24 protein-coding genes, 1 tRNA gene and 2 pseudogenes are annotated in these 21,218 nt (G+C 66.9%); 17 read left to right on the top strand and 10 right to left on the bottom strand.

The features are described from left to right. Positions 1-153: 153 nt before the first annotated feature. From AB0H21_RS38225 to AB0H21_RS38210, 4 genes are all read left to right on the top strand, one after another. On the top strand, positions 154-1,323 hold the full coding sequence (locus AB0H21_RS38225) for a histidine kinase (RefSeq protein WP_358526553.1): 1,170 nt from the start codon (positions 154-156) through the stop codon (positions 1,321-1,323). A 342-nt stretch (positions 1,324-1,665) separates the two neighbouring features. Continuing rightward, the gene (locus AB0H21_RS38220) at positions 1,666-1,995 is read left to right on the top strand and encodes a hypothetical protein (protein WP_358526552.1); all 330 of its coding nucleotides are present in this window, start codon (positions 1,666-1,668) and stop codon (positions 1,993-1,995) included. Between the two features lie 164 nt (positions 1,996-2,159). Continuing rightward, positions 2,160-2,447: a hypothetical protein gene (locus AB0H21_RS38215; RefSeq protein ID WP_358526550.1), complete on the top strand. Its 288-nt coding sequence runs from the start codon at positions 2,160-2,162 to the stop codon at positions 2,445-2,447. 87 nt (positions 2,448-2,534) lie between these two features. Next, complete coding sequence (locus AB0H21_RS38210; protein ID WP_358526548.1) at positions 2,535-2,876, top strand: hypothetical protein; 342 nt, start codon at positions 2,535-2,537, stop codon at positions 2,874-2,876. A gap of 17 nt (positions 2,877-2,893) precedes the next feature. On the opposite strand, the gene AB0H21_RS38205 is transcribed toward AB0H21_RS38210, so the two are convergent. Next, positions 2,894-3,619, bottom strand: coding sequence for an HAD family hydrolase (locus AB0H21_RS38205; protein ID WP_358526546.1), 726 nt, complete (start codon positions 3,617-3,619; stop codon positions 2,894-2,896). A gap of 483 nt (positions 3,620-4,102) precedes the next feature. Here AB0H21_RS38205 and AB0H21_RS38200 point away from each other — a divergent pair, with 483 nt between their 5' ends. Together AB0H21_RS38200 and AB0H21_RS38195 are read left to right on the top strand one after the other, a co-directional pair. Beyond that, the gene (locus AB0H21_RS38200) at positions 4,103-4,552 is read left to right on the top strand and encodes a TIGR03668 family PPOX class F420-dependent oxidoreductase (RefSeq protein WP_358526544.1); all 450 of its coding nucleotides are present in this window, start codon (positions 4,103-4,105) and stop codon (positions 4,550-4,552) included. A 133-nt stretch (positions 4,553-4,685) separates the two neighbouring features. Then, a complete protein-coding gene (locus tag AB0H21_RS38195; protein WP_358526542.1) occupies positions 4,686-5,141 on the top strand; it encodes a MaoC family dehydratase in 456 nt (151 codons plus the stop codon). A 71-nt stretch (positions 5,142-5,212) separates the two neighbouring features. Here AB0H21_RS38195 and AB0H21_RS38190 read toward each other — a convergent pair whose 3' ends face one another. Next, a complete protein-coding gene (locus tag AB0H21_RS38190; RefSeq protein WP_358526540.1) occupies positions 5,213-5,830 on the bottom strand; it encodes a response regulator transcription factor in 618 nt (205 codons plus the stop codon). Continuing rightward, positions 5,827-7,044 carry a histidine kinase gene (locus AB0H21_RS38185; RefSeq protein WP_358526538.1) on the bottom strand — a complete coding sequence of 406 codons (1,218 nt, stop codon included), beginning with the start codon at positions 7,042-7,044 and terminating at the stop codon, positions 5,827-5,829. Before AB0H21_RS38185 ends, AB0H21_RS38190 begins: the two co-directional genes overlap by 4 nt. A 123-nt stretch (positions 7,045-7,167) precedes the next feature. Here AB0H21_RS38185 and AB0H21_RS38180 point away from each other — a divergent pair, with 123 nt between their 5' ends. Continuing rightward, the gene (locus tag AB0H21_RS38180) at positions 7,168-7,716 is read left to right on the top strand and encodes a hypothetical protein (RefSeq protein ID WP_358526536.1); all 549 of its coding nucleotides are present in this window, start codon (positions 7,168-7,170) and stop codon (positions 7,714-7,716) included. A gap of 221 nt (positions 7,717-7,937) precedes the next feature. On the opposite strand, the gene AB0H21_RS38175 is transcribed toward AB0H21_RS38180, so the two are convergent. Continuing rightward, positions 7,938-8,507 carry a hypothetical protein gene (locus AB0H21_RS38175; protein WP_358526534.1) on the bottom strand — a complete coding sequence of 190 codons (570 nt, stop codon included), beginning with the start codon at positions 8,505-8,507 and terminating at the stop codon, positions 7,938-7,940. Positions 8,508-8,780: 273 nt separating this feature from the next. On the opposite strand from AB0H21_RS38175, the gene AB0H21_RS38170 reads away from it, so the two are divergent. Beyond that, entirely contained in the window at positions 8,781-9,017 is a 237-nt protein-coding gene (locus tag AB0H21_RS38170; protein ID WP_358526532.1) for an RNA-binding S4 domain-containing protein, read from the top strand. A 116-nt stretch (positions 9,018-9,133) separates the two neighbouring features. Next, positions 9,134-9,206: transfer RNA gene (locus AB0H21_RS38165), tRNA-Arg, on the top strand. A 175-nt stretch (positions 9,207-9,381) separates the two neighbouring features. Here AB0H21_RS38165 and AB0H21_RS38160 read toward each other — a convergent pair. After that, positions 9,382-10,167 (bottom strand): hypothetical protein, encoded by a 786-nt coding sequence (locus AB0H21_RS38160; RefSeq protein WP_358526531.1) that lies wholly within the window; start codon positions 10,165-10,167, stop codon positions 9,382-9,384. Between the two features lie 200 nt (positions 10,168-10,367). After that, positions 10,368-10,877: a site-specific integrase gene (locus tag AB0H21_RS38155; protein ID WP_358526530.1), complete on the bottom strand. Its 510-nt coding sequence runs from the start codon at positions 10,875-10,877 to the stop codon at positions 10,368-10,370. Positions 10,878-10,931: 54 nt separating this feature from the next. Here AB0H21_RS38155 and AB0H21_RS38150 point away from each other — a divergent pair, with 54 nt between their 5' ends. Together AB0H21_RS38150 and AB0H21_RS38145 are read left to right on the top strand one after the other, a co-directional pair. Further along, complete coding sequence (locus tag AB0H21_RS38150; protein WP_358526528.1) at positions 10,932-11,459, top strand: hypothetical protein; 528 nt, start codon at positions 10,932-10,934, stop codon at positions 11,457-11,459. Between the two features lie 59 nt (positions 11,460-11,518). After that, positions 11,519-12,127, top strand: coding sequence for a DUF6461 domain-containing protein (locus AB0H21_RS38145; RefSeq protein ID WP_350923684.1), 609 nt, complete (start codon positions 11,519-11,521; stop codon positions 12,125-12,127). A 34-nt stretch (positions 12,128-12,161) separates the two neighbouring features. Here the strand turns inward: AB0H21_RS38145 and AB0H21_RS38140 are convergent. Then, a pseudogene (locus AB0H21_RS38140) lies at positions 12,162-13,281 on the bottom strand (IS630 family transposase). Positions 13,282-13,725: 444 nt separating this feature from the next. Here AB0H21_RS38140 and AB0H21_RS38135 point away from each other — a divergent pair. Then, positions 13,726-14,615 (top strand): annotated as a pseudogene (locus AB0H21_RS38135) (IS481 family transposase). A gap of 742 nt (positions 14,616-15,357) precedes the next feature. Here AB0H21_RS38135 and AB0H21_RS38130 read toward each other — a convergent pair. Both AB0H21_RS38130 and AB0H21_RS38125 read right to left on the bottom strand, forming a co-directional pair. Next, a complete protein-coding gene (locus tag AB0H21_RS38130; protein WP_358526526.1) occupies positions 15,358-16,560 on the bottom strand; it encodes a helix-turn-helix transcriptional regulator in 1,203 nt (400 codons plus the stop codon). Beyond that, on the bottom strand, positions 16,557-16,865 hold the full coding sequence (locus tag AB0H21_RS38125) for an antibiotic biosynthesis monooxygenase (RefSeq protein WP_358526525.1): 309 nt from the start codon (positions 16,863-16,865) through the stop codon (positions 16,557-16,559). The genes AB0H21_RS38130 and AB0H21_RS38125 overlap by 4 nt, the downstream gene beginning before the upstream one ends. 187 nt (positions 16,866-17,052) lie before the next feature. On the opposite strand from AB0H21_RS38125, the gene AB0H21_RS38120 reads away from it, so the two are divergent. From AB0H21_RS38120 to AB0H21_RS38110, 3 genes are read left to right on the top strand one after another with little or no spacing between them, the layout of a single operon-like run. Beyond that, complete coding sequence (locus AB0H21_RS38120; RefSeq protein WP_358526523.1) at positions 17,053-17,451, top strand: ATP-binding protein; 399 nt, start codon at positions 17,053-17,055, stop codon at positions 17,449-17,451. Continuing rightward, on the top strand, positions 17,448-17,651 hold the full coding sequence (locus tag AB0H21_RS38115) for a hypothetical protein (protein ID WP_358526521.1): 204 nt from the start codon (positions 17,448-17,450) through the stop codon (positions 17,649-17,651). Before AB0H21_RS38120 ends, AB0H21_RS38115 begins: the two co-directional genes overlap by 4 nt. Before the next feature lie 21 nt (positions 17,652-17,672). After that, positions 17,673-17,969 (top strand): hypothetical protein, encoded by a 297-nt coding sequence (locus tag AB0H21_RS38110; RefSeq protein ID WP_358526520.1) that lies wholly within the window; start codon positions 17,673-17,675, stop codon positions 17,967-17,969. Between the two features lie 608 nt (positions 17,970-18,577). Here the strand turns inward: AB0H21_RS38110 and AB0H21_RS38105 are convergent. Continuing rightward, entirely contained in the window at positions 18,578-18,973 is a 396-nt protein-coding gene (locus AB0H21_RS38105) for an OsmC family protein (protein WP_358526518.1), read from the bottom strand. Positions 18,974-19,278: 305 nt separating this feature from the next. On the opposite strand from AB0H21_RS38105, the gene AB0H21_RS38100 reads away from it, so the two are divergent. Both AB0H21_RS38100 and AB0H21_RS38095 read left to right on the top strand, forming a co-directional pair. After that, entirely contained in the window at positions 19,279-19,647 is a 369-nt protein-coding gene (locus tag AB0H21_RS38100; RefSeq protein WP_358526517.1) for a DUF427 domain-containing protein, read from the top strand. 737 nt (positions 19,648-20,384) lie between these two features. Continuing rightward, the gene (locus tag AB0H21_RS38095) at positions 20,385-20,666 is read left to right on the top strand and encodes a CPCC family cysteine-rich protein (RefSeq protein ID WP_358526515.1); all 282 of its coding nucleotides are present in this window, start codon (positions 20,385-20,387) and stop codon (positions 20,664-20,666) included. Positions 20,667-21,218: the final 552 nt, after the last annotated feature.

Raw genomic sequence — 21,218 nt, 5'->3', positions numbered from 1 at the left:
CCGCCTGCCCCAGGCCTCCCTGCGGGGCCGCGCTGTCGTGGTTTGGTCGTGGGTCCTACTGTGGTCAGAGGTTGGTGGGGGACGGTCGGGGGCATGGGCGTGGCATGGGTTAGGGCGTCGGTTCGTGGGCGGCGTTTTGGATACCGAATACGGATGGCGCATACTGAATACGTGCGGGACGAGCACGGGGAGTCTGTCAAGCGGTATCGATCATTGCTGGTCGATCTGCTGCTCGCCGCCGCCGTCCTGGCCTTCACGATCCCGACGACGGCCATCGGGCACTCCTACGCACTGTGGGGGGACCCTCCGGACTGGCTCTCGCACCTGGTAGGCGCGATCACGGCCGCGACCATGCTGGTCCGGCGCCGCACCCCCTGGCCGGCGATCATCGCCTCGGCCGTCTGCGCCTGCGTGACCGCGCAGACCGTGCCCTTGATCCTGGCGGCCTTCTCGATGACGTCCGAACATCGAATGCGCTCGTGGAAGATCGTCGCCCTGGTGCTCACGGCGGTGTACGCGGTCGCCGACTACGTGGACCCGTACACCGACGAGACCCTCTACCTCAGCGTCGTACGGGCGTTGACGCTGGTCTACCTGCCCGCGCTGGTGGGGACGTGGGTATGCAAGTACCGGGGGCTGGTCGGTGAGCTGCGGGCAGGGGTGCGTGAGCGTGAGGAGTTCGCCGCGTCGGAGGAGCGGCGCAGGCTGGCCCGGGAGTTGCACGACACGGTGACGCACGCGGTGACCGGCATGGTGCTCAACGCCGGGATCATCCGCGACGTCGAGGATCCCGCGGAGATTCCCGAGCTGGCGGCGGGCATCGAGGACAAGGGGGTCCAGGCGCTGGCCGAGCTGCGCCAGTTGCTCACCGTGCTGCGCCGGGACGAGGTGCCGGCCGCCAGAGGCGCCGACGCGATCGCCCGTTTGGTGAGGGACGCCGAGGCCGCCGGACTACGAGTCGATCTTCATCTCGACCTTCCTGAAGACGGGCTTTCGCCGCGGGTGAAGCACGCCTGCTATCGGCTGGTCCAGGAAGGGCTCAGCAACGTCCGCAAGCACGCGCCGGGCGCGCTGGTCCAGGTCAGCTGCGTCCTGGACGGCGGCCAGGTGTGCGTCCGCGTGGACAACACCGCCGGTGAGGGTTATCACACGCACACGATGGCGAGAAGGGCGGCCTCGGCCGGAGGAGGCTACGGGCTGGACGGCCTGCGGGAGCGCGTCACGCTGGTCGGCGGCCGGCTGACCGCGGGCCCGACCCCCGACGGCGGTTTCGCCATCGCGGCCCGGCTCCCCCTGAGCGCCGACGATAGATCTGTCGAGTGAACAGATCTGTCGAGTGAACGCCGCCGCTCGCGGAGGAACCAACCCCCAGGTATCGCCCAAAGACCCGGCCGCCCCAGCCCAGTAGCCCACCAGCCCACAGACCTGGCCGCCCCCGGCCCCAGCGGCCCCCGAGCGCAGCCGCCCCCGGACAAGGCCACCCCGGACCCGGTTCGCGCCGGAACCCCGGTCAGCTGATCTCCGTACGCCGGACGCGCGGCACCCCCTGACCGTCGGCCGTCCCGTCCAGGCGATGAGCCGCGCCGGAAAGTGTCGCTCACGTAAAGTAGTGTTCATATGACTTAAAGCGACGATCGCGAATTCGATCTACCCCCAGGAGCTTTCGTGTCCACGCTCACCCGCCGCCGCGCCGCTCTGCTCGCGGCCACCATCACCGTCGCCCTGGGCGGCCTCGCCCCCAGGGCGTACGCCGAGGTCGTGCCGTCGTCATCCCAGTACGCCTGTCGCAACGGCCCCTGGGAGGTCGGCACCGACATCGCGGGAACCCAGTGCCGGGAGAACGCCCTGGGCAACCCAGGCCAGGTCTTCTTCAGCCGGGACTGGAGCGTCTACACCTGCGGCAAGGTGGACCGCGTCGGGACGGACGCGCCCTTCTCGATATCGGGCACGAACTGCAAGAAGGTGACGTCGTCCAGGGACGAGCCGCAGGACTGACCTTCCGGCCCGCGCCGAAGGGCCTTCCCCGTTGACCGTTCCGCGTTCCGCCTTCCGACGGGGAGGGTCTTTCCGTTTCCGGTCGCCTCCCGCACGGAACACTGGTCTGCCGTGTCGGTGTGGTCGTCGTGCACCATGAACTGATTGGTGAGGAGGGATGACCGGTGGGCGTTCACAGGTTTCGCAAGCGTCCTGTCGAGGTCGAGGCCGTTCAGTGGCGCGGCGACAATGTGGCTGAGCTGGTCTCCTTCGCCGGCTTTCGCTTCCGCACGGTGGTCGCCGGGGCCCATGGCGGCGACACGGACGTCACCGCCGAGGTGCTGGACGTCCTGCACTCGACGTGGGTGGGCATCAAGACCGGCCAATGGGTGATCAGAGGCGTGAAGGGGGAGTTCTATCCGATCGACGGCGAGGTTCTCCAGGAGACGTACGAACCTGTGGTGTCGCTCTGACGGTCCACCGGCACGTACCCGTGTACCCAGGGCATTTGAGTACGTGCGCTCATGGCGGTGCGGGTGACACGAGGAAGACTTCGAAGCATGCGGATCACCCGAGCTGTCACGGGCTACGTCTCCCGATACCGGCGGTGGCGCCTGGCGCTGGCGATCGCCGTCCCGTACGCGCTGCTCGTCGTCGGCGTGACCGTCTACGTCGAGATCGGGATTCGCCAGCCGGGAAGTCAGGGCCTTGAGGCCGTTCTGCTTTTTCTTGTGACGGCGCCCATATCCCTCGTGTTGCTGCAACTTCCCTTGGAGGTGCTCGGTGCGGACGTCGCCCTTCTCCTGTTCTTCGCCGCCGGCCTGTTCCAGGCGTGGATCCTGTGGATGATCGCCCATGGTCCGAGGAAGGGCGGCGAGCCCGCGGTCGTCCACGACTCTTGAGAACGCCGCGGGAGACGTCATGTTCTGTTGAGGCTGGTGAGCAGCGCGGGGACGTCGTGCAGCGTCTGGATGACGGAAACCGAGGACGGCGCCGGTCCGCCGTGGCGGTTCAGCCAGATGCCGTGCATTCCGGCTTGCTCGGCGGCCAGCGCGTCCGTCCGTAGGCGGTCGCCGACGTAGGCGATGTGGCCGGGACGGAGGCCGAGCAGGTCGGCGGCCCGCTCGAAGATCTCGGGGCTGGGTTTGGCCGCTCCCACCTCGCTGGAGATGATCACGGCGGGCAGGTCGTCGGCGAGGCCGATTTCGCGCAGCTTGTGGCGCTGCTGCTGGGAGTCCCCGTTGGTCAGCACGCCGAGCCGCACACGCGGATGCCGCTCGATCAGGACGTCGAGCACCGGGCGTACGTCGGGGAAGAGCCGCCACGCGGCCTCGTAGTGACGCAGATATGTGGCGAACCAGGCATCGGCCCGCGTGTCGTCCCACGCGCCGAGGCGTAGTTCGGCGGCGAGCGAGACGATGCGCAGGCGCCGCTGCCCGAGGAAGGTGATCTCCCCGGCGGCGTAGCGGTCCATGGCGTGCCGCTCCAGCTCCTTCCACCGGCGGGCGGCGTGATCCCGGTCCAGGTCGGACGGGACGTCGGGGGTGGTCGCCAGTGTTTCGGCCAGGGCGAGCGACGCGGCCGTGTCGTGGTCGATCAGTGTGCCGTCGAGGTCGAACAGCAGTGCCCGGACTGTCGGTTCCATCCTGATGGCCTCATCTCATGTGGCTGTGTAGCCGGCGCCATGACGCCGTCCGCTCTTCACGATCGTTCCCGCCGCCGCGCCCCTATGTCAGGTGGGGAGCGAGTGTCGCGGACCTTGACGGATGCCGGGATGGGAGACACCCTTTCCAGCAGCCCGGCGGAGCGCGGGATTTCGTCCGGGTTCGAGTGGGTTTAAGGTTGATCGTCCAGGGGCTTCGAAGAGAGGAATGTCCGACGGCCCCGTGTGATTTCGTCTCTCGGTCCAGGCGCTCACCCTGGAGAACAGGCAGCACCCCATGGAGCACCCCCCTTCCGAATCGCCGCCGCTACCCCGGCGGGACGAGGCCATGCGCTGCGCCGAAGCCGACACCGGCCGTCGTTGCGTCCTGCCCCTGGACCACCCCGGTGACCATGTCTTTCCCCGTCAGCCCGACACCTGAGCCACCTCCCGTCCCCGCCGGTCGTGACGTGCTTGGATACGCGGGTGGCCAGACGAGGCGAACCCACGGCGGGCGGCGGTGCCGACGGGCGTGCGCGCGAGAAGATGCGCGGCGCGCGCGTGGCGAGGCTGGCGACCGTCGGCGATGACCGGACTCCGCATCTGGTCCCCATCACGTTCGCGTTCGACGGCGAGCGCATCGTGACCGCCGTCGACCACAAGCCGAAGAAGACCAGCGAGCTCCGGCGTATCCGGAATATCCGGGCGAACCCACAGGTGTCCGTTCTCGTGGACCACTACGAGGACGACTGGACGCGCCTGTGGTGGGTGCGCGCCGACGGCCTGGCGGCGGTCCTGGAACGCGACGAGGAACGTCTCCCGGTGCTGGAGCCGCTGATCGCGAAGTATCCGCAGTACGCCGAGCGCGTCCCCGAGGGGCCGGTGATCAGGATCGACGTCGTGCGGTACGCCGCCTGGTCGTACGCCGGGGACTGACCGGTGCGCGGGGGCCGAGCGGTCGTACACCGGCGCTGGCCGATCGTAGGCGGGGGCTGACCGGTCGTACGCAGGGGCTGATCCGCTGTCGCAGGGGTGCGCGGATCGCGGCCGTACCGAATAATCTTCTCCTATGCGGATCTTCGCAGACCTGAGCGAGCTGAAAGCGGCCAAAGGCGAGCACTTGGGATACACCGAGTGGCGCGAGGTCACCCAGGAGCAGGTGAACCTGTTCGCCGACGCCACCGACGACCACCAGTGGATCCACGTCGACCTCGAACGCGCCGCGAGCGGGCCGTTCGGCGGGCCCATCGCCCACGGGCACCTGAGCCTGGCGCTGATCCCCTCGTTCACGAGGCAGATCTTCCGGGTCGACGGACCCAAGATGGTGATCAACTACGGGCTCAACAAGGTACGGTTCCCGGCGCCGGTCCCCGTGGGCGCGAAGGTCCGCGCGGGCGCGGAGGTCCTCGACGTGAAGGGGACACCGTCCGGCACGCTCGCCACCTTCAAGATCACCATTGAGGTGGAGGGCGCGAAAAGGCCCGCCTGCGTGGCCGAGACCCTCTCCCTCATCGTCGTCGACTGATCCAGTTCGAGGCTTCCGGGGCGCCTCGAACCGCCATGCCGGAGGCGCGGCCATAGGCACAGCGGTCCGGTCTACATACCGGCGTACAAGATCGCCGCCTGGACCCGGCTGCGGAGCCCGAGCTTGCCCAGCATGCGGCTGACGTGCGTCTTCGCGGTCGCCTCGCTCATGTCGAGGGCACGCGCGATCTCCGCGTTCGACATGCCCCGCGTCACGCAGGCCAGCACCTCGCGCTCGCGCGGCGTCAGGACGCCGAGGTCGTGCGCCTCGGGTTCACCGGTCCGGGCGAAGGCCCTGATCAGGCGCCGGGTCACCGACGGGGAGATCAGCCCGTCACCGCGCGCGACCACCCGCACGGCGTTAATGAGCTGGTCGGCGTCGGTGTTCTTGAGCAGGAACCCGGCGGCGCCCGCGCGCAGGGCGCCGAACACGTACTCGTCCAGGTCGAACGTGGTCAGGATGAGCACGTCCGTGATACCGGCCAGCTCGCGCGTGGCCGAGATGCCGTCGAGCCGGGGCATGCGGATGTCCATGAGGACGACGTCCGGACGCAGCTCCACGGCCGCCCGGACCGCCGCCTCCCCGTCCGACGCCTCGCCGACCACCTCGATGTCGGGCTGACCTTCGAGGATCAGCACCACGCCCGCCCGCACCGAGGCGTGATCGTCCGCGACCAGGACCTTGATCATCTGCCCTCCTCGGCCGAGATCAGCTTGGCCTCGAACGGCTGTGACTCCGCGGCCAGGGTCGCCACGACGCGCCAGATCCGCGCGGTGCTGGGGGAGTGGCCCGGCTCCCGCTCGCGCGGGCCGGCGGTGAACGTGCCGCCGACGAGGGCCGCCCGCTCGGCCATGCCCACCAGCCCGGCACCGGAACCGGGCAGACCGGCCGAATCCGCCCCGCACGGGTTCTCGACCGTCAGCACCACCTCGTCGGATGTGTACCGGACGGTCACGTCCGCCCGTCCGGCGCCGTGTTTGAGGGCGTTCGTCAGGGATTCTTGGAGGATGCGGTAGCCCGCCAGCTCGATGGACGGCGGGAGGTCACGGGGCGTACCGGACACCGCCAGATCGATGTCCATCCCCGCGCGGCGCGACCGCGCGACCAGGTCGGGCGCGTCCTTCAGGCGATGGCGGGTCGCCTCGGGCTCCTCGTCCTCGGCTTCCGCCCGCAGCAGGCCGATCATCGTGCGCATTTCGGCCATTCCGCGCACGCTGTTCTCCCTGATCGACTCCAGCACCTTCCGGACGGACGCCGCGTCGAGGTCCTGCCGCGAGATGACCGCCGCCGACTGGATCGCGACGGCGCTGAAGTGGTTGGCGATGATGTCGTGCAGCTCGCGGGCCATGCGGGCGCGCTCGGTGGTCACGGCCGCCTGGCGGTCCAACTCGGCCAGCCGAGCGACCTGTTCCGCGCGTGCGCGCTCGGCGATCACCTGGTCGCGGTGCTGCCGGATGATCAGCGCCGTGACGACCGGCGTCGTCAGCACCAGCCCGGCCTGGACGCCGCCGATCGCCAGGGCGGCCCAGTTTCTGGCGACGAATCCGGCTATGGCGCCCACGACGACGGCGAGGACGGACGTGATCCCCAGGAGCCACGTGGCCAGGCGACGCGGGCCGTACAGGGAGGCGGCGTACAAATTGTCCGTAAATATCAGGATAGTGCCCAAGGATGGGCCCAGGGCGAGATCACCCACGATCGCCGCCACGCCGAGCGCCAGCGTCACCACCGGCCGGCGCCGCCGCAGGACCACCCCGAGGCACACCACCGCAAGCGGGATGACGAGCAACGCCGCGGGCCGGCCCCGGTGGATGTACGCGTCGCTGGCCAGCAGGGCGAGGCCGCCGGCGAACACGACGCCCGCCATCAAGGCGTCCTGCCGGACCGGATTCATGCTCTTCATCGCACCATGTCCGAACTCCCCGCGACACCGTCCCCGTCATGACCTGCTCGTACATACAACGGTGTAGTCCGGTTCATCATCGCCGACGACGACGGCCGCCTCCGCCACGTCCAGGCTGGAAGGGTGATCGTAGCCGTCATCATCGGATGTGAGATCGGGTTCTGGGTGCTGCTCGGCCTCGGCCTGCTGGCACGCTACAAGCTGCGCCGCCGGCGCCTCGGCGGCGTCCTCCTGCTGTGCGTCCCGCTCGTCGACCTGGTCCTGCTCGCGGCCACGGTGATCGACCTGCGCGGCGGCGGCACGGCGGCGTGGACGCACGGGCTCGCCGCGGCGTACCTCGCGTACTCGATCGTGTTCGGCCACCGCACGATCCGCTGGGCCGACCAGGTCGCCGCCCACCGGCTGTCCGGCGGCCCGCCGCCCTGGAAGCCACCTGCGGGCGGAATGGCCAGGGCCCGGTACGAATGGGGCGTTTGGCTGCGCATCGTCCTTGCGTACGGCATCGCCTGCGGCCTGCTGGGCCTCGCGATCTGGATCATCGGCGACGCCACGCGCACGGCCGCGCTCACGGACTTCATGCTCAGCCTGGCCCGCGTCCCGGCGATCGCGGTTCTATGGCCCTTGTCCTACACGCTGTTCCCGAAGAAGACCACAGACCAGCGCGCGTCGTGAAATATCGCCTGCGAACCACGGCCCGACCAGGCCCCAGGCCGGGTGGCCGAATGGTCTGGTGGCCGGATGCCCGGAGGGCCACTTCCGCGCAGACCGAGCACCCGGACCGCCCCGCCACTCGCGGACAGACCGAGCACCCGAACGGATCCGTGGCCTTACGGTCTACGGGCCAACAGGGAAAGTGTGACTCTACGCTCGGGGGAGTGGAATTGGCGCTGAGCCTACGCTCGGAAGGGAAGCTCGGCGTATACTCGCCAACCCCCCTGATACAGCCCGGCCGACACCGACCCGCCCAGCTTGCCCGCCCGGCGCCGCATCGTCTCCAACCCCTCCTGCCGACCCCGTGAGCCCGGAATCCGCCCCTTCAGGGGATTGTCCACGGTGACGACCAGCCGATCCGGACGATACGTGAGCATGACGGTGGCGTGCGCCTCCCCATGCGCGAATACATTGGTCAGCGCCTCCTGGATGATCCGCATACCCGCTAGATCAACCGGATCAGGAAGTTCCATGGGGGTTCCGGCAACATGCAGCCGTATCGTCAGGCCCTCATGCCGGGAAGCATGCACCAGATCGGACAGAGTCGGACGCGGGTAGTCATACTGCGTCCTCAGCAGTAGCCGTCTGAGCTGGGTGACGTGCTGCGCGTGCTCGTCCGCGGCGACCGCCCTGTGCCGCCGCCTGGCCAGCAGCGCCCCCACGATCACCACGACGCCGAGCAACGCCAACCCGACGCCCACGACGATCTGCGTCGAAAGCCCGGCAACGCCGTACAGGGATGGCTGGTTCATGCCTCGATCCGGAACTACTCGCCACGTGCGGAAACGTTGCCGAGGTTCATTGCCGCCCCCGCCCCCGCCACGCCCGGAATCGAGAAACTTTGAACACCCTATGTCCCCATCAGTACCACCCACCCGAATAGTCCCACCTGCGAAGTCCCCAGAAGGGTGCCCGAGAAGAAGCCGCTGGAGGAGGTGGCCTGCTGGACGGTAGCCGCTGGAGGGAGGCTGTTGGAAAGCGGCGACGGGTCCGACTCTTCCTAACCATCTGCCTATGCTGGCCTCGTGGACGAAACCTTCCTGGAGGAGACCTTCCAGCTCCGCGACGAGTACATCCCTCTCTGCGACCTGCTGAAGTACTGCTCCATCACCGAAAGCGGCGGCGAAGCCAAGCACCTGATCGCCGAGGGCGACGTCCTGGTGGACGGCGAGGTCGAACTCCGCAAGACCCGCAAGATCAGAGCCGGCCAGGTGGTCAGCGGCATGGACTTCGAAATCCGCGTAGTGCCCGCCACCCCCTGACCCCGGCCGCCGCCCCTGCCCCGCCCCTGCCCGCCCGCCACGCAACCCACCCCGCTCTGTAATCCGGTACAGCGCACTGCCCAAGACCCGCTATGCTTGTCGAGGCAAGCAAGCAGGCGGCCGTAGCTCAATGGATAGAGCATCTGACTACGGATCAGAAGGTTAGGGGTTCGAGTCCTCTCGGCCGCGCCGCAGCTCAAGGGCCACTTCCGATCATCGGAGGTGGCCCTTTGCTATGCGTACAGCAGCGAAGTACAGCAACGTGGCCGCACGCAGACGATCGTCTGCGGTCATCGCGTGTCGAAGTTCTGAGCTTCATGGAGCTGGTGACGCCCACCCAGGGCTCCCGAGGCCGGCAGGTCGTTCAGGCGCCGCCGAGGTCGTTCCGGAGGCGGCGAACCCATTCGGCAGGGAAGACCTGCTCCAGTCGCTCTCTGCTGATCTCCAACAGCCCTTCCTTCGCCAGTGGGAGGAGCGCGCCGTTTTGCACCGCTGCGTGGTTTTCAGGGGCTGGGCAGATGAGGACGGCAAGGATCTGGCAGGTTCGTTGCAGTTCCTCGATCCCACTGATGTGGATCATGCTCTTGATTGGCTCCCACGCTGTCCGTACGGCAAGAGTCACGAGTGCTCTGAGAAGGGGGCTGCGACCCTCGACCTTGCGAGACTTGATGATGGCCGCCGTCACGTGGTCCGGTACCTGGTCCATCGCTTCAGAGAACTTCTCGATGCCCTCTGCCAGGGCGACGAGGAGGTCGCACCAGAAATGATTAGTGAGACTTCTTCTGATTTCCCGAGGCTTGCTGCCGCCGAACCGCTTATCCAGTTCTGCGATGACGGGGCCAGTGAGGAGGTCGCCCGCTTCCTGGATGTGTTCAATGGTGCTTGGGTTCTCGGACAGCCAGTCGATGAGATCGACGGTGGCGCTATCAGCGGCGGCCGCCTGTCTGGGCTTGGACGGCCCTCGTCGGCCCTTGGCTGGCTGGGTGGCTGCCCATGCGGAGTCGCTGCGCTTTCTCGCCTCCTGGCGACCTGTAGGGGATGGATCGCGGGCCAAGGTGATGCCGTAGGGCCAGCCGTGCTGTGCCCCGCCGCAGTCGGAGCATCGGCAGTGATGCCGCTTGGCGCGCTCGCAACTCACAGGGTGTGCCATTCGCCCTCCATTGCGTTCGGCGTGAAGGTGAACTTGGCAGCTCGCCGGAGCCCTACTCTTTTAAATCACGGTTAACGAGCAGCGAAATTGCCGTGATGGGTTAGTTTGACATATCTGTTTGGCTATGGGTAAATGCCCTTGCATGTGAATAAGGCCCTTCAGGGTGATCCCAAAGGGCCTTTAAGGCGGCGGGCGATGAGCTATGCTCCGCCTGGACCGTCGAGGCTCTGATTGAGTCGGTCAAGCGCCTTGCGGGTCTTGGGCGAGGGAATCTGGGTGTAGACATCCATGGTCATCGAGATCTGCGAGTGACGCAGGATGCGCATCGCTACTCGGGGGTGGACGTCTAGGGCGGCCAGGAGTGAGGCGCAGGTGTGCCGGGTGTCGTGGACGCGGATACGCGGGACGCTGGCCTTTCGGCAGTGCGCCTCGAAGGCCCGGTTGAAGTTGCGCGGCTCGATCGGAGTGCCGTTGCGGGTCGTGAAGACGAGGTCGGACTCCTGCCATCGGTCCCCCGCCCGCTTACGCGCGTCATCCTGGACTCGCTGCCGATGGCGCAGCGCCGAGATGCACAGACCCAGCAGCGGCAGCGACGCGGTCGAGTCCTCCGTCTTCGTTGTTCCCCGGTGAAGCAGTTGGCCGCGGACCCGGTTGAGCTGATGAGAGATCCATAGTTCCTCGCCCGCCAGGTCGACACAGTCCCAGACCACTGGATCGGCTACTCCGGCGGGTGCCGAATTCTGGGTGCGGACCGCGTCTACACCATGTACGCGGACGACCCGTTCCGCAGTGAGGTGGCGAGGCACATCAGGGACGCCTTCCAAAACCCGCAGGCGACCGATCCGAAGCTGGACCGGAACGGCAATCCGATCACCAAGAGCTTCCCCGGCAACTATGACGTGATACCCAGACCGCCCCTGACCAGGCGGGCGAGAAACGGGCGCGCACCCGACGGCCCTCTCCTCAACTCGAAGAACCGCACGCAGATGACCTGGTACTGCCCGAACCTCCCCGGGGCCGGCCCGGGCAAGCAGTGCGACGAGTATCCGTTCGCCTCAACCAACCAGGCGATCGGTGTCGAAGGCCAGCTCATCAACAACGTCTGGACGCCCACCTTCAACGCCTCACTTCGTCAGGTGAGCACCGACCACAACCAAGCCGCAGGACGCGACCTGGCGGCCTTCTACGCCCGCTACCGCGTCTTCACCTCTGGCCAGCTCGAAGGCGGCGCGGGCAACTGGCCGTCCAATGCCTTCTGGGTCAGAATCCGCAACGGCGCACCACCGTCATAACGTCATAGCCGGGAGAGGGCCTCGCCCTCTCCCGGCTCCTCCACCATCGGAAGGTGAGCATGCAGTCGCCGACGCACCTGCACGATCTCCTGGTCTCGACCATCTTCACCGAGGGACTCGATGACGAGATGGACCTCTGGACGCTGGGATTCAGCGCCCTCTGGGTCAAAGGAATGGATCGCGACGCCGTCGCCGAGGCCTTCTCCCTGGACCTCGTCACCAGCACGCCGAGCCACCTGAACGAATTGCTCGACAACAGTGAGGAAGGCGGGCCCACCTGGGTGGGCGAGGCCGGAGGGTGGACCTGCATCATTCCGGGGCCGACCGACGACGATTTCCTGCTGCCGTTGACAGCGGGCGGGCGGGAGGCGCTCTGCTTCAGTATGGATATGGGCGGCCATGACCATTTCAAGTATCTGAAGGACGGGGAGGTGGTTGTCGCCTTCCAGCCCACCTGGCCCGACCCCGTGCACGGGAGCGATCCGCACGCGCTCGACCACCTCATGGAAGGGCTGCGCTTCCAGACCAGCGGAGACGACGTCATCGAGGATCGCGTGGACGAGGGCGAGAGCATCAGCTCCGTCCTGACGCTGATCGGCCGGATCACGGGGACGGACATCGCCGCTGACTGGCTTGAGGCGACGCACTCGCTCATCTACCCTCGCTAGTGCGTTGACCACGATGGTTCGCCGGGTGCGGTGGTCAGGCTGCTCGGGATCGTGGTCGGCCCCAGCGTTGCTGGCGTTCGCTGCGGATGCGGGCTCGTTCTTTGCGTTGAGCTTCCAGCAGTGCGGGGTCGCGCCGGTGGTGGTCGCGCCAGCGCAGGTATGCCTGTAGCTCGCGGGCCAGGACGGGGTGGTTGGCCGGGTCGCTGTTACCCAGGACGAAGCGGCGGAGCGGGCCGAAGTGTGGCTCGATCGGGTTGGCCCAGGAGGCTGCGGTCGGGGTGAAGCACAGTTCGACCTTGTGTCTGCTGACCCAGGAGCGAATGCGCTGCGTCTGGTTGCCTGACCAGTTGTCGGCGATGACGTAGATCGGGGCGCCGTCAGGACGGGTAGCGCGGATGCTCTTCAGGGCGGTCAAGGTGTGGTCGCCGCCTTTGCGCAGCCGGGTGACGCCCCACAGGCGATCTTCGCCGATGCTGTAGCAGCCGTGGAAGTAGCGGATGCCGTGGGTGCGGTGGTAGGTGGCCGGGAGCCGGTCGGGGTGCTTGTGCCTGGCCCAGCAGTGGCCGTGGCAGGGCCGGGTGGACAGCGGCCCGAACTGGTCAAAGGCGAAAGCACCGCTGGGGGAAGCGGCGCACGACCTCCTCGATCCGATCCAGTTTCGTATCCGCGTCGGGGTCGGTGCTCTCCTTCCAGGTGCGGGTGCGCTGGAAGGAGATGTGGTGGGCGCGGAGCAGTTGCCGTACTCGTTCCCGGCCGATCACGATGGGCCGGTCGGGGTGGGTGTTGAGGTAGTCGGCCAGCTTGCGCAGGCTCCAGTGGGTGAAGGGCCGGCCCAGCTTCTTGGGTCGCGTCTTGGCGGTCTGGATGATGAAGGTCTCGTCTTCGGCGGTGATCCGGCGTGGCCGGCCGCCGGCCCAGTGCGGGTCCAGGCAGGCCAGTCCGTCGGTGTTTAAGGTGTGGACCACGCCGCGGACGGTGTCCTCGTCGGCCTGGACCAGGCGGGCGATCGCCTGGATCGTGTTGCCCGACGCCGACGCCATGATGATCATCGCGCGGCGGGCCCTGATGGAGCCGTGTTTGCCGCGTCGCACGATGCGCTGCAGGGTGCGGCCCTCCTCGGGGGCCGGACGGCGGGCCTTGACTCTCGTGGCCATCTCCAACTCCTGGTTATTGGCAAGGGAGACCTTGTCGCTATCCAGGAGCGAGATCGTCACACCTCAACCGAAATCGTTCGTGGCCGACGCACTAGCGACGGCCCCGAACGACGGTGGACACGGATGGACTCCAAGCCTGCCGATAGTGGCCGTGACCATCGGCGGAGGATACCAGCGGACCAACCTGGACGATCATGGAAGATCTCGTAATGAAGTGATGGCGACGTGAGCAATCGTGAGTCATTCGCGAACCGATCTCGTGCAGCGTATCGGCAATCGGAGGCGTCGGAACAGATGAGAGTGCGTGGGCGGCCCTAACAGCCTCCCACTCCTAACTGTTCTGACCACGGAGGTTAGGAACAGGGGTTGATCGGTTTGGCATAAGGAAGGGCTTCCGGGTTCGTATGGATAGCGACATCTACCCCGTGAACCAGAAAGCCCTTCATGCTCCACCGTAACGCCCCACTGTCCGAGCTCGGACGGCTGCGCCTGGCCCGCTGTGTCGTCGAGGATGGCTGGCCGCTGCGCCGTGCCGCCGAGCGCTTCCAGGTCGCCCCCACCACCGCCAAACGCTGGGCCGACCGCTACCGCGCGCACGGCCCGGCCGGCATGCACGACCGGCCCAGCCGCCCGCACCACAGCCCCCGACGCACCCCCACCCGCACCGAACGACGCATCATCAAAGTCCGTTTCCTACGCCGGTGGGGACCGCGCCACCGGCCGAGCGATCCGCCGCTACGAACACCCCGCCCCCGGCGACCTGATCCACGTCGACATCAAGAAGCTCGGCAACATCCCCGACGGCGGCGGACACCGCGCGCACGGCCGGGCCATCGGCGGACGCCACAGCGCCGCTCACCGCGACCCCACCCGCCCGCGCCAACCTCGGCTACGGCTACCTGCACAACGCCGTCGACGACCACTCCCGCCTGGCCTACACCGAGATCATGCCCGACGAGAGCAAAGACAGCGCTGTGGCCTTCTGGCAACGCGCCCACGCCTACTTCACCCGCTGCGGCATCACCGTGACCCGGGTCCTGACCGACAAGGGCTCCTGCTACCGCTCCCACCTATGGCGCGACACGCTGGCAGGCCAAGGCATCACCCACAAACGCACCCGCCTCTACCGGCCCCAGACCAACGGCAAAGTCGAACGCTACAACCGCACCCTGCTCGAAGAATGGGCCTATGCGCGCCCCTACCGCACAGAGACCGAGCGACGACAAACACTGCCGCAGTGGCTGCACACCTACAATCACCACCGCGGTCACACCGCACTCGGAGGCCAACCACTCGCCAACCGCGTTCCTAACCTCTCAGGTCATTACACCTAACACAGGATGTCGAATCGCCTGCTGCCCCGCTTCCGGTCCTCGGGCCTGGTGGCCCTGCGGTCCGGGTCGGGTTGCCATCGGGTTCGAGGATTGATGAGGTCTGCTGTACAGCACGCGGGTACAGCAACATCGCCACACAGCGCCGATTTTCCCCACCTTCCATCACCCACCCGACCAGCGCACAAGCCTTCTGAACTCAGCTCTGCCATTGACTACGGATCAGAAGGTTAGGGGTTCGAGTCCTCTCGGCCGCGCCACACCCAAGGGCCACTCCCGATCGCCGGGAGTGGCCCTTGGCATGTCTCCGGGACGTGAGGTGCCGGTCGCGCCCTCGCAAAGCTCCTTCGCTCCGCTCAGGGCTGCTCTCCCCAGGGGGCTTCCGCCCTCTTCGACCCCCGGACGGCGAGCTCCGCTCGTGCCCGGCTCCACAGTCAAGGCCGCTCAAGCGCTGTAAGGCCCCTGGTCGATGTGCTGACGTACTCCAACTTTCCCGCCGAAGGGCTCATACGCAGGGCACGCACTGGCTCAAAAAGCCGTATGTCGACTTGATACGAGGCCCCGGCTTTCGTGAGATGGCCTCATCACACGCCCTGTCTGATGTGCGCCGTTGCTGGTCCCCGCACGGTCTGAGGGACCAGCAACGATGACGCACCAGCGGCAGTGGCTTCGAAGACGGAGCCATCCGTCAGAGAGCGTTGTTGCCCACCTGGGGGCAAAGATGAGCGAACGTGAGACCTGTTTCTTACGCTCCCACCCGATCAGCGAGTTCCCGCAGGTCAGACGACGGCGGATCCTGCATGGTGAGCAGGTCCGACACGAGCTGATGAGCGATCCGGTGGTTCCGGATCTGCTCGGGCGCGATGGACTCGGCCTCCAACAGCGCCGCCACCGCCTCGTCCACCTGACGACGCTGAGCGTGCGCGCGGGCCAGATCGACATGCAGCCGGGCGCGGCGCTCGCGGGACAGCGGCGAGGTGTCCACCGCCGCCCCGACACGCAGCGCGTGACCGGCGTCCCCCAGCTCCACGGCCACCGTCACCTCGTATAGGGCGACGTTGGCGGGCCCGAACTCGGTGTTGTAGTCGTTGCGCCCCTCGCCCAGCCGCTCGGCGATCTCCCGCGCGCGGGCCAGGTGGCCGTAGGCGGTGTCGGCCTCGTTCAGCCGGGAGGCCGCCACGGCGCGTTGCAGGGTAAGCCCGCCCCACAACGACATCGCCTCCGGCTTGCCCTCCTCGGCCAGGAACCACAACGCCTCAGCCGCCGTACGCGCGGTCTCTTCCACCTGGTCGAAGTGCCGTGCCTTGAGGAACACGAACCCCAGCCGGTAGGCCCCGGCCGCCATCAGTAGCGGATCACCCGCCCGCTCGGCCGCCACGATCGCCCGGTCCGCGGCGATCCACGCGGCCTCGGGCTCGGCCAGCTTGGCCAACGCGGCCGAACATGCCTGATAGGTCACCGCCAGCAACGTGAACAACTCGGCCCGCTGCTCCTCCTCGGCCGAACGAACGGCATTCTCCAGCGCCGGGACCAGCCCTTGCAGCAGATCGGTCAGCTCCAGGTACCGGCTGGCGTGCGTCAACTCCCACGCGTGATCGACGCGGGACTTGATCTGCTCGGTGGGCGGGACGGGCGCCGCATGCAGCATCGCCCGCAACGAGTGAGCCCCCGACAGCACCAGCCGAAGGCCGGCCGTCCCGGGGATCTCCTCGGCGGCCGCGGCGACCACCGGCGCTTCGGCGGCCAGCTCCGACAGCGGCACGTCCAGCGCTTCGGCCAGCTTCTCCAGCACCGACATGCGGTCGACCTTGCGGACCCCGCGCTCCACCTGCGAGACCCAGGCCACCGATCTGTCGATCAACCGGGCAAGCTCGGGCTGGGACAGGCCGCGCCGCTTGCGCTCCTGGGCGATGCGCCGCCCGAGAGCGCGTTGATACTCAATGCTCACGCGTCTGTTCCCTTACCGCTCTGCAGCTGCAACCAGTCGACCTCGACCGAGGACAGCAACTCGCCCCGAACGCCCAGGAAGTGCTTGGTGTGGGGCTGCTGTTCGTGGGCGTCGAAGGCCGCCCGGTCACGGTACAGCTCGTAGAAGATCCGCTGGAGCGGCTGTCCGTCGACCCGGTGCGAGGCGTACACCAGCGTCCCCGGCTCCCTGTCGCGGATCTTCTCGATCGTCTCGGCGACGAGCTGATCGAACGCCTCCGCGCTCGCCTCGTCCTTACAGGTGAACCGGACAACTAGACCGAACACGCGCACCCTCCCTTGATCGCAGGCCCGCTCTGGGGCCGCGGTGACCGGTACTTGTCTACGGGACCAGCACTTATTGTGCGACGCAAGTACCCGAAGTCGCTTGTACTCAGAATTCTATACCCGTATTTTAAGTACCGACAGAAGGACCTCCCGGCCTCTGACCTGCATGATCGTGAGGTGAGCCGACATGATCCCGCGACAACGCCCCAGCGAAGACCAAGCCACGCGGAGCCACACATTCCCCGGAAGCACCGACCAGGTACGCGAAGCCCGCCGCTTCGCCCGCACCCACCTACCCGACCACCCCGACGCCGAACTGATCGCCAGTGAGCTGGCCACCAATGCGATCGCCTACACCCGCACCGGCGCCCCCGGCGGCACCTTCACCGCCACCATCCTGGTTCGCGACGATGGCACCGCCTACCTGGAAATCACCGACCAGGGCGGCCCCACTACCTTCGGCCCCCGCACCTCCACCTGTGAGGGCGGACGGGGCCTCCCCCTCATCGCCGCCCTCATCACCGCCTGGGGCATCAAAGGCGACCACACCGGCCGAACCGCGGAACTCCCCCCGCCGAGTCGATGACCGACGTACAGAACGCCCTAGACGAGTTGCGGACCCGCTTTCCTCGGTGGGCGTTCCTCTACGACCCCTTCGCCCACCAGTGGATCGCCCTGCATGGCCGCAAGACCCTGTACGCCGCGGACACCCCTCAACAACTCGCCGCCCGCGTCACCCACACCCAAAACCACCCACGACCCCCAAGACCCCAACCTCGCCGATGACCCGAGAGCCCACCGCCGCCGATGAGCCACCACCACACAGCCCCGACAGCACACGACACCGACGCCATAACGCCAGCCTGCCCTGTCGACTGCCTCAGGCACGTCCTGTCGACCATCACCCACAACACCCTCACCCACGCCTACGGCGCCCCCTTCACCCCACCCCGAACCGTCGAAGACGTGATCAACCTCTGGCAGAGCCACAGCCTTACCGACATCTGGGGTCTGGGCCCCCGCCGCATCGGCGAACTCGAAGTCGCCTTGATCTACATCGGCACACCCCACCCAGGCGACACCCTCACCAACGAGCTCCCCTGATGCATCACAGAACCACGACGCCCGGCTCAGTTCGAACGCGCAGCCACCTGGAACAGCCGAGGTCGTCGAGCTGTCGACCTTCTAGCTAGCTGATGTTTCACGAATTGGTGCTGCTGATGCTTTACATGATCACGACGAGGCTGGCCAACCCGAGCTCTGCGCGGACTGGCCATCATGTCGCCCTGAGAGACTTCCGCTCATGCCGATGTCCGGGCGTGGCTCCAACCCCGGCCCCAGTAGTCGGCGCGGGCTTAGAGCGGCGCCCTCCTACGCCGGGAAGGGCTGGAGCCTGTCGTCGTAGAGAGCCCGATCAGGCCGCTCGCCATCACGCCGCCCCGTGTTCCCTGAGATGCTGGTCAATCGCCATGTGCGCGTCCTTGTTCTCTCTTTGGTTCTGTGCGCAATGGGCGCAGCATCTGGCTACCAGGCGTTGGCTGCCGTCGTCGCCGTGCCGTGGCTAGTCCTCGTGGTGCTGAGTGCCCGCCGCGTGCGGCAGTTGACGCGACAGAGACCGTGCGACTCTCCTACGTCCGCTCATGCCGCCGACCGCGTGTTCATGCCGCCGTAGCGGTGAGGAAGTCCTCGTTGGTTGTGTTCCTGCATAGTCGCTAGCTGATCCTCTGCACGGTGGCACCTCGTCGGATGGCGCGGGGGATCTCGGCGACGGAGTCCACGATGTCGATCAGGTGGGCGATGCTCTCGGCTGAAGCAGTGGAGCTGACGTCGACGGTGTAGGTGATCCCGGTTGACCGCCAGCTCTCGATATCGAAGCCGCCAGCTGCGGAAACGCGCACTCCCAGGAGTTCGATTCCCAGTGGGGCGGCCTCCCGGTAAAGGTCGTTGAGGACGCATCCCGCCGCCGCGAGGTGAAGGAGATGTCCTCCGGTGAAGTCCGCCCTGACGCTCACGCCCTCGGGCGTCCACCGATGAGGGAAATGCACCGCGTGCTCGTCCGTCACCTTCAGCGATCCTGCGCTCACGATCACGTTGAAACGATCATCCATGATTCAGCTCCCGGCACCTCAGGCGTACGGACGTGACGACAAGAGTCGTCCTACACGTCGCAGCCGCCAACCGGCAACACAGCACTCCCTCACACGGGAACACCCGCTCATGCCGCTGGGCCGTCTGGTGGAGGACGCGTCCGTTCGGCTCGGAGTCCGCTCATGTAATACGCGTGACATCTTCGCCACATAGCGTGCCGGCGAAGCGCGCCTCTCGTGCTGCCGCACAGCGGCGCGGACAGTGCCGGGACGCGCGTTGCCGGTGAGCGTTGGCCGTCACCGGAGATGTTTGATGGGATTGACATGTGAAGACACGAGGACATGACATCGAGGTCACGCCTGCGTCGGACCATGTCGTGGTACGGGTCAAGGACTCGGTCGTCGCGACCTCCTCCCGGCCGTTCGTACTCACCGAGACAGGCTGCCCACCGCGGTACTACCTGCCGCCAGACGATGTGAAGATGGATCTGCTCCGGTCATCGACGACGACGTCGCACTGCCCGTTCAAGGGTGATGCCGTCTACTGGTCGGTGGACACTGGTGACGGTCTGGCCGAAGACGTGGTCTGGTCCTACCCGGAGCCGTTCGCACGGGTTGAGCAGATCGCGGGACGGCTCGCCTTCTGGGCCGAGAAGCCAGGCGTCACTCTTGAGGTGAATGGGCAGGGTGCGTAAGCGCCGCCGACTGCGACCACCGCCACATGAACGGCCACACGAAACGGCAGACTGCCCCGGTCGGCACCACCGGGCGTTCAGCAACGCCGAGGCCCGTGCCCGATCTGACCGCAGTCGGCCTCGCGACGTTGTTAGACATCCGCTCATGCTGCGAGTCGCACCGCTGGCGCGACTCCGGATTGATCATGTCAACCATCAATCGAAGCCACAGCGCCAGGTATCAACCGAGGTAGCACCGAGGTCGTCGAGGTGTGCGACCGACAGAGCGACCGACGGAGCCCGTGTGAACCTTCAGTTGATGCTTGACTGATCGTGTTCGGCTGATGCTTTCCACTGGGCCTAGTTCCTGTCGTTGATATTGCCGCTTGCGCGTAGCCGGGTCACTTCTTTGATGGAGCGCCCCGGGTTGGTTGGAGGCCCTGATACCTGGAAGGGTGAGGGGGCTATGGCACCCCCGAGGAAGTACTCCGCCGAACTGCGTGAACGCGCGGTCCGGATGGTGTTCGAGCTACGTGAGGCGTCCCGGGTCTTTCGGACAGGTCCGACGCGGGGCGAGATCACCTTCCTCCTCGACGACCAGCAACAGCCTCCTACACGATCACACCCCACCAGCCAGCCCGTATCTATCGCCCGAGCAGGACGGCGAGTCACCAACCAGGGGCCTGCCCTTCCCTCGTAATGAGGTGGTCAGTTGTGAATGCCTTTAGGCCGGCGAGTACCGACGTTACGGTGTCCGGGTGGAGTTCGTGAGCGTTCATCGCCCCAAGAGAGACAAGCCGTATCCGTGCCCTTGCTGCGGCTTCCTCACTCTCAACGTGCGAGGCGGGTACGAGATCTGCCCAGTTTGTTTCTGGGAAGACGATGGACAGGACGACCATGACGCCGACGAAGTCCGCGGAGGCCCGAACTACGAGCTGAGCCTTACGCAGGGGCGGCGGAACTTAGCCGAGTTCGGTGCGGGCCGCCGGCAGGACCTTCCCCATGTCCGTCCCCCTCGCCCGGAGTATCCCGACGGGTGATCTTGCTAACGGCGTTGCTGACGACAGCCCTGGACGACCATGGACGGCTGTGGAATCACAGAGGCCGAACGCCCCCTACAAACAGGGGCTCGTGTCATCGATGGACGCCTGTAGACATCTCCGATCTTGCTACGGATCAGAAGGTTAGGGGTTCGAGTCCTCTCGGCCGCGCCAGACGGAAGCCCTGGTCATCTCAACGATGACCAGGGCCTTTGCTTATCTTCGATCATGTCTCGGTGTCCGGCTGTGTCCGGCTCTGATCAAACGTATCCAGCTGATCCTTCCCAATGCCTTCCCGCGGGGAAGACCGCAGGACCTCAGCGATTCGGCGCATGGCGATCTCGTCATGACCAACGAGGCACTTCTCGTAGGTCCTGTGGATTCACAGTTGGTCGCCTGATCAGGAGCACGTCCTGACGGCGCATCCGTCGGAAGGATGATCCTTTTTCCGCTGGCAGGTGTAGGACGACGCTCGACTTGGGCATGTAGACGACCCTGACGGTGTCCATGTGGACGACATGGAAGACCCCGCCGGGTGGGTGCCGGGCGGGG

This window comes from Sphaerisporangium sp. NPDC051011 (assembly GCF_040653595.1).
GTDB lineage: Bacteria > Actinomycetota > Actinomycetes > Streptosporangiales > Streptosporangiaceae > Sphaerisporangium.
Note: the sequence above shows the minus strand (reverse complement) of the source record. Positions and strands in the feature narration are given on the sequence as shown.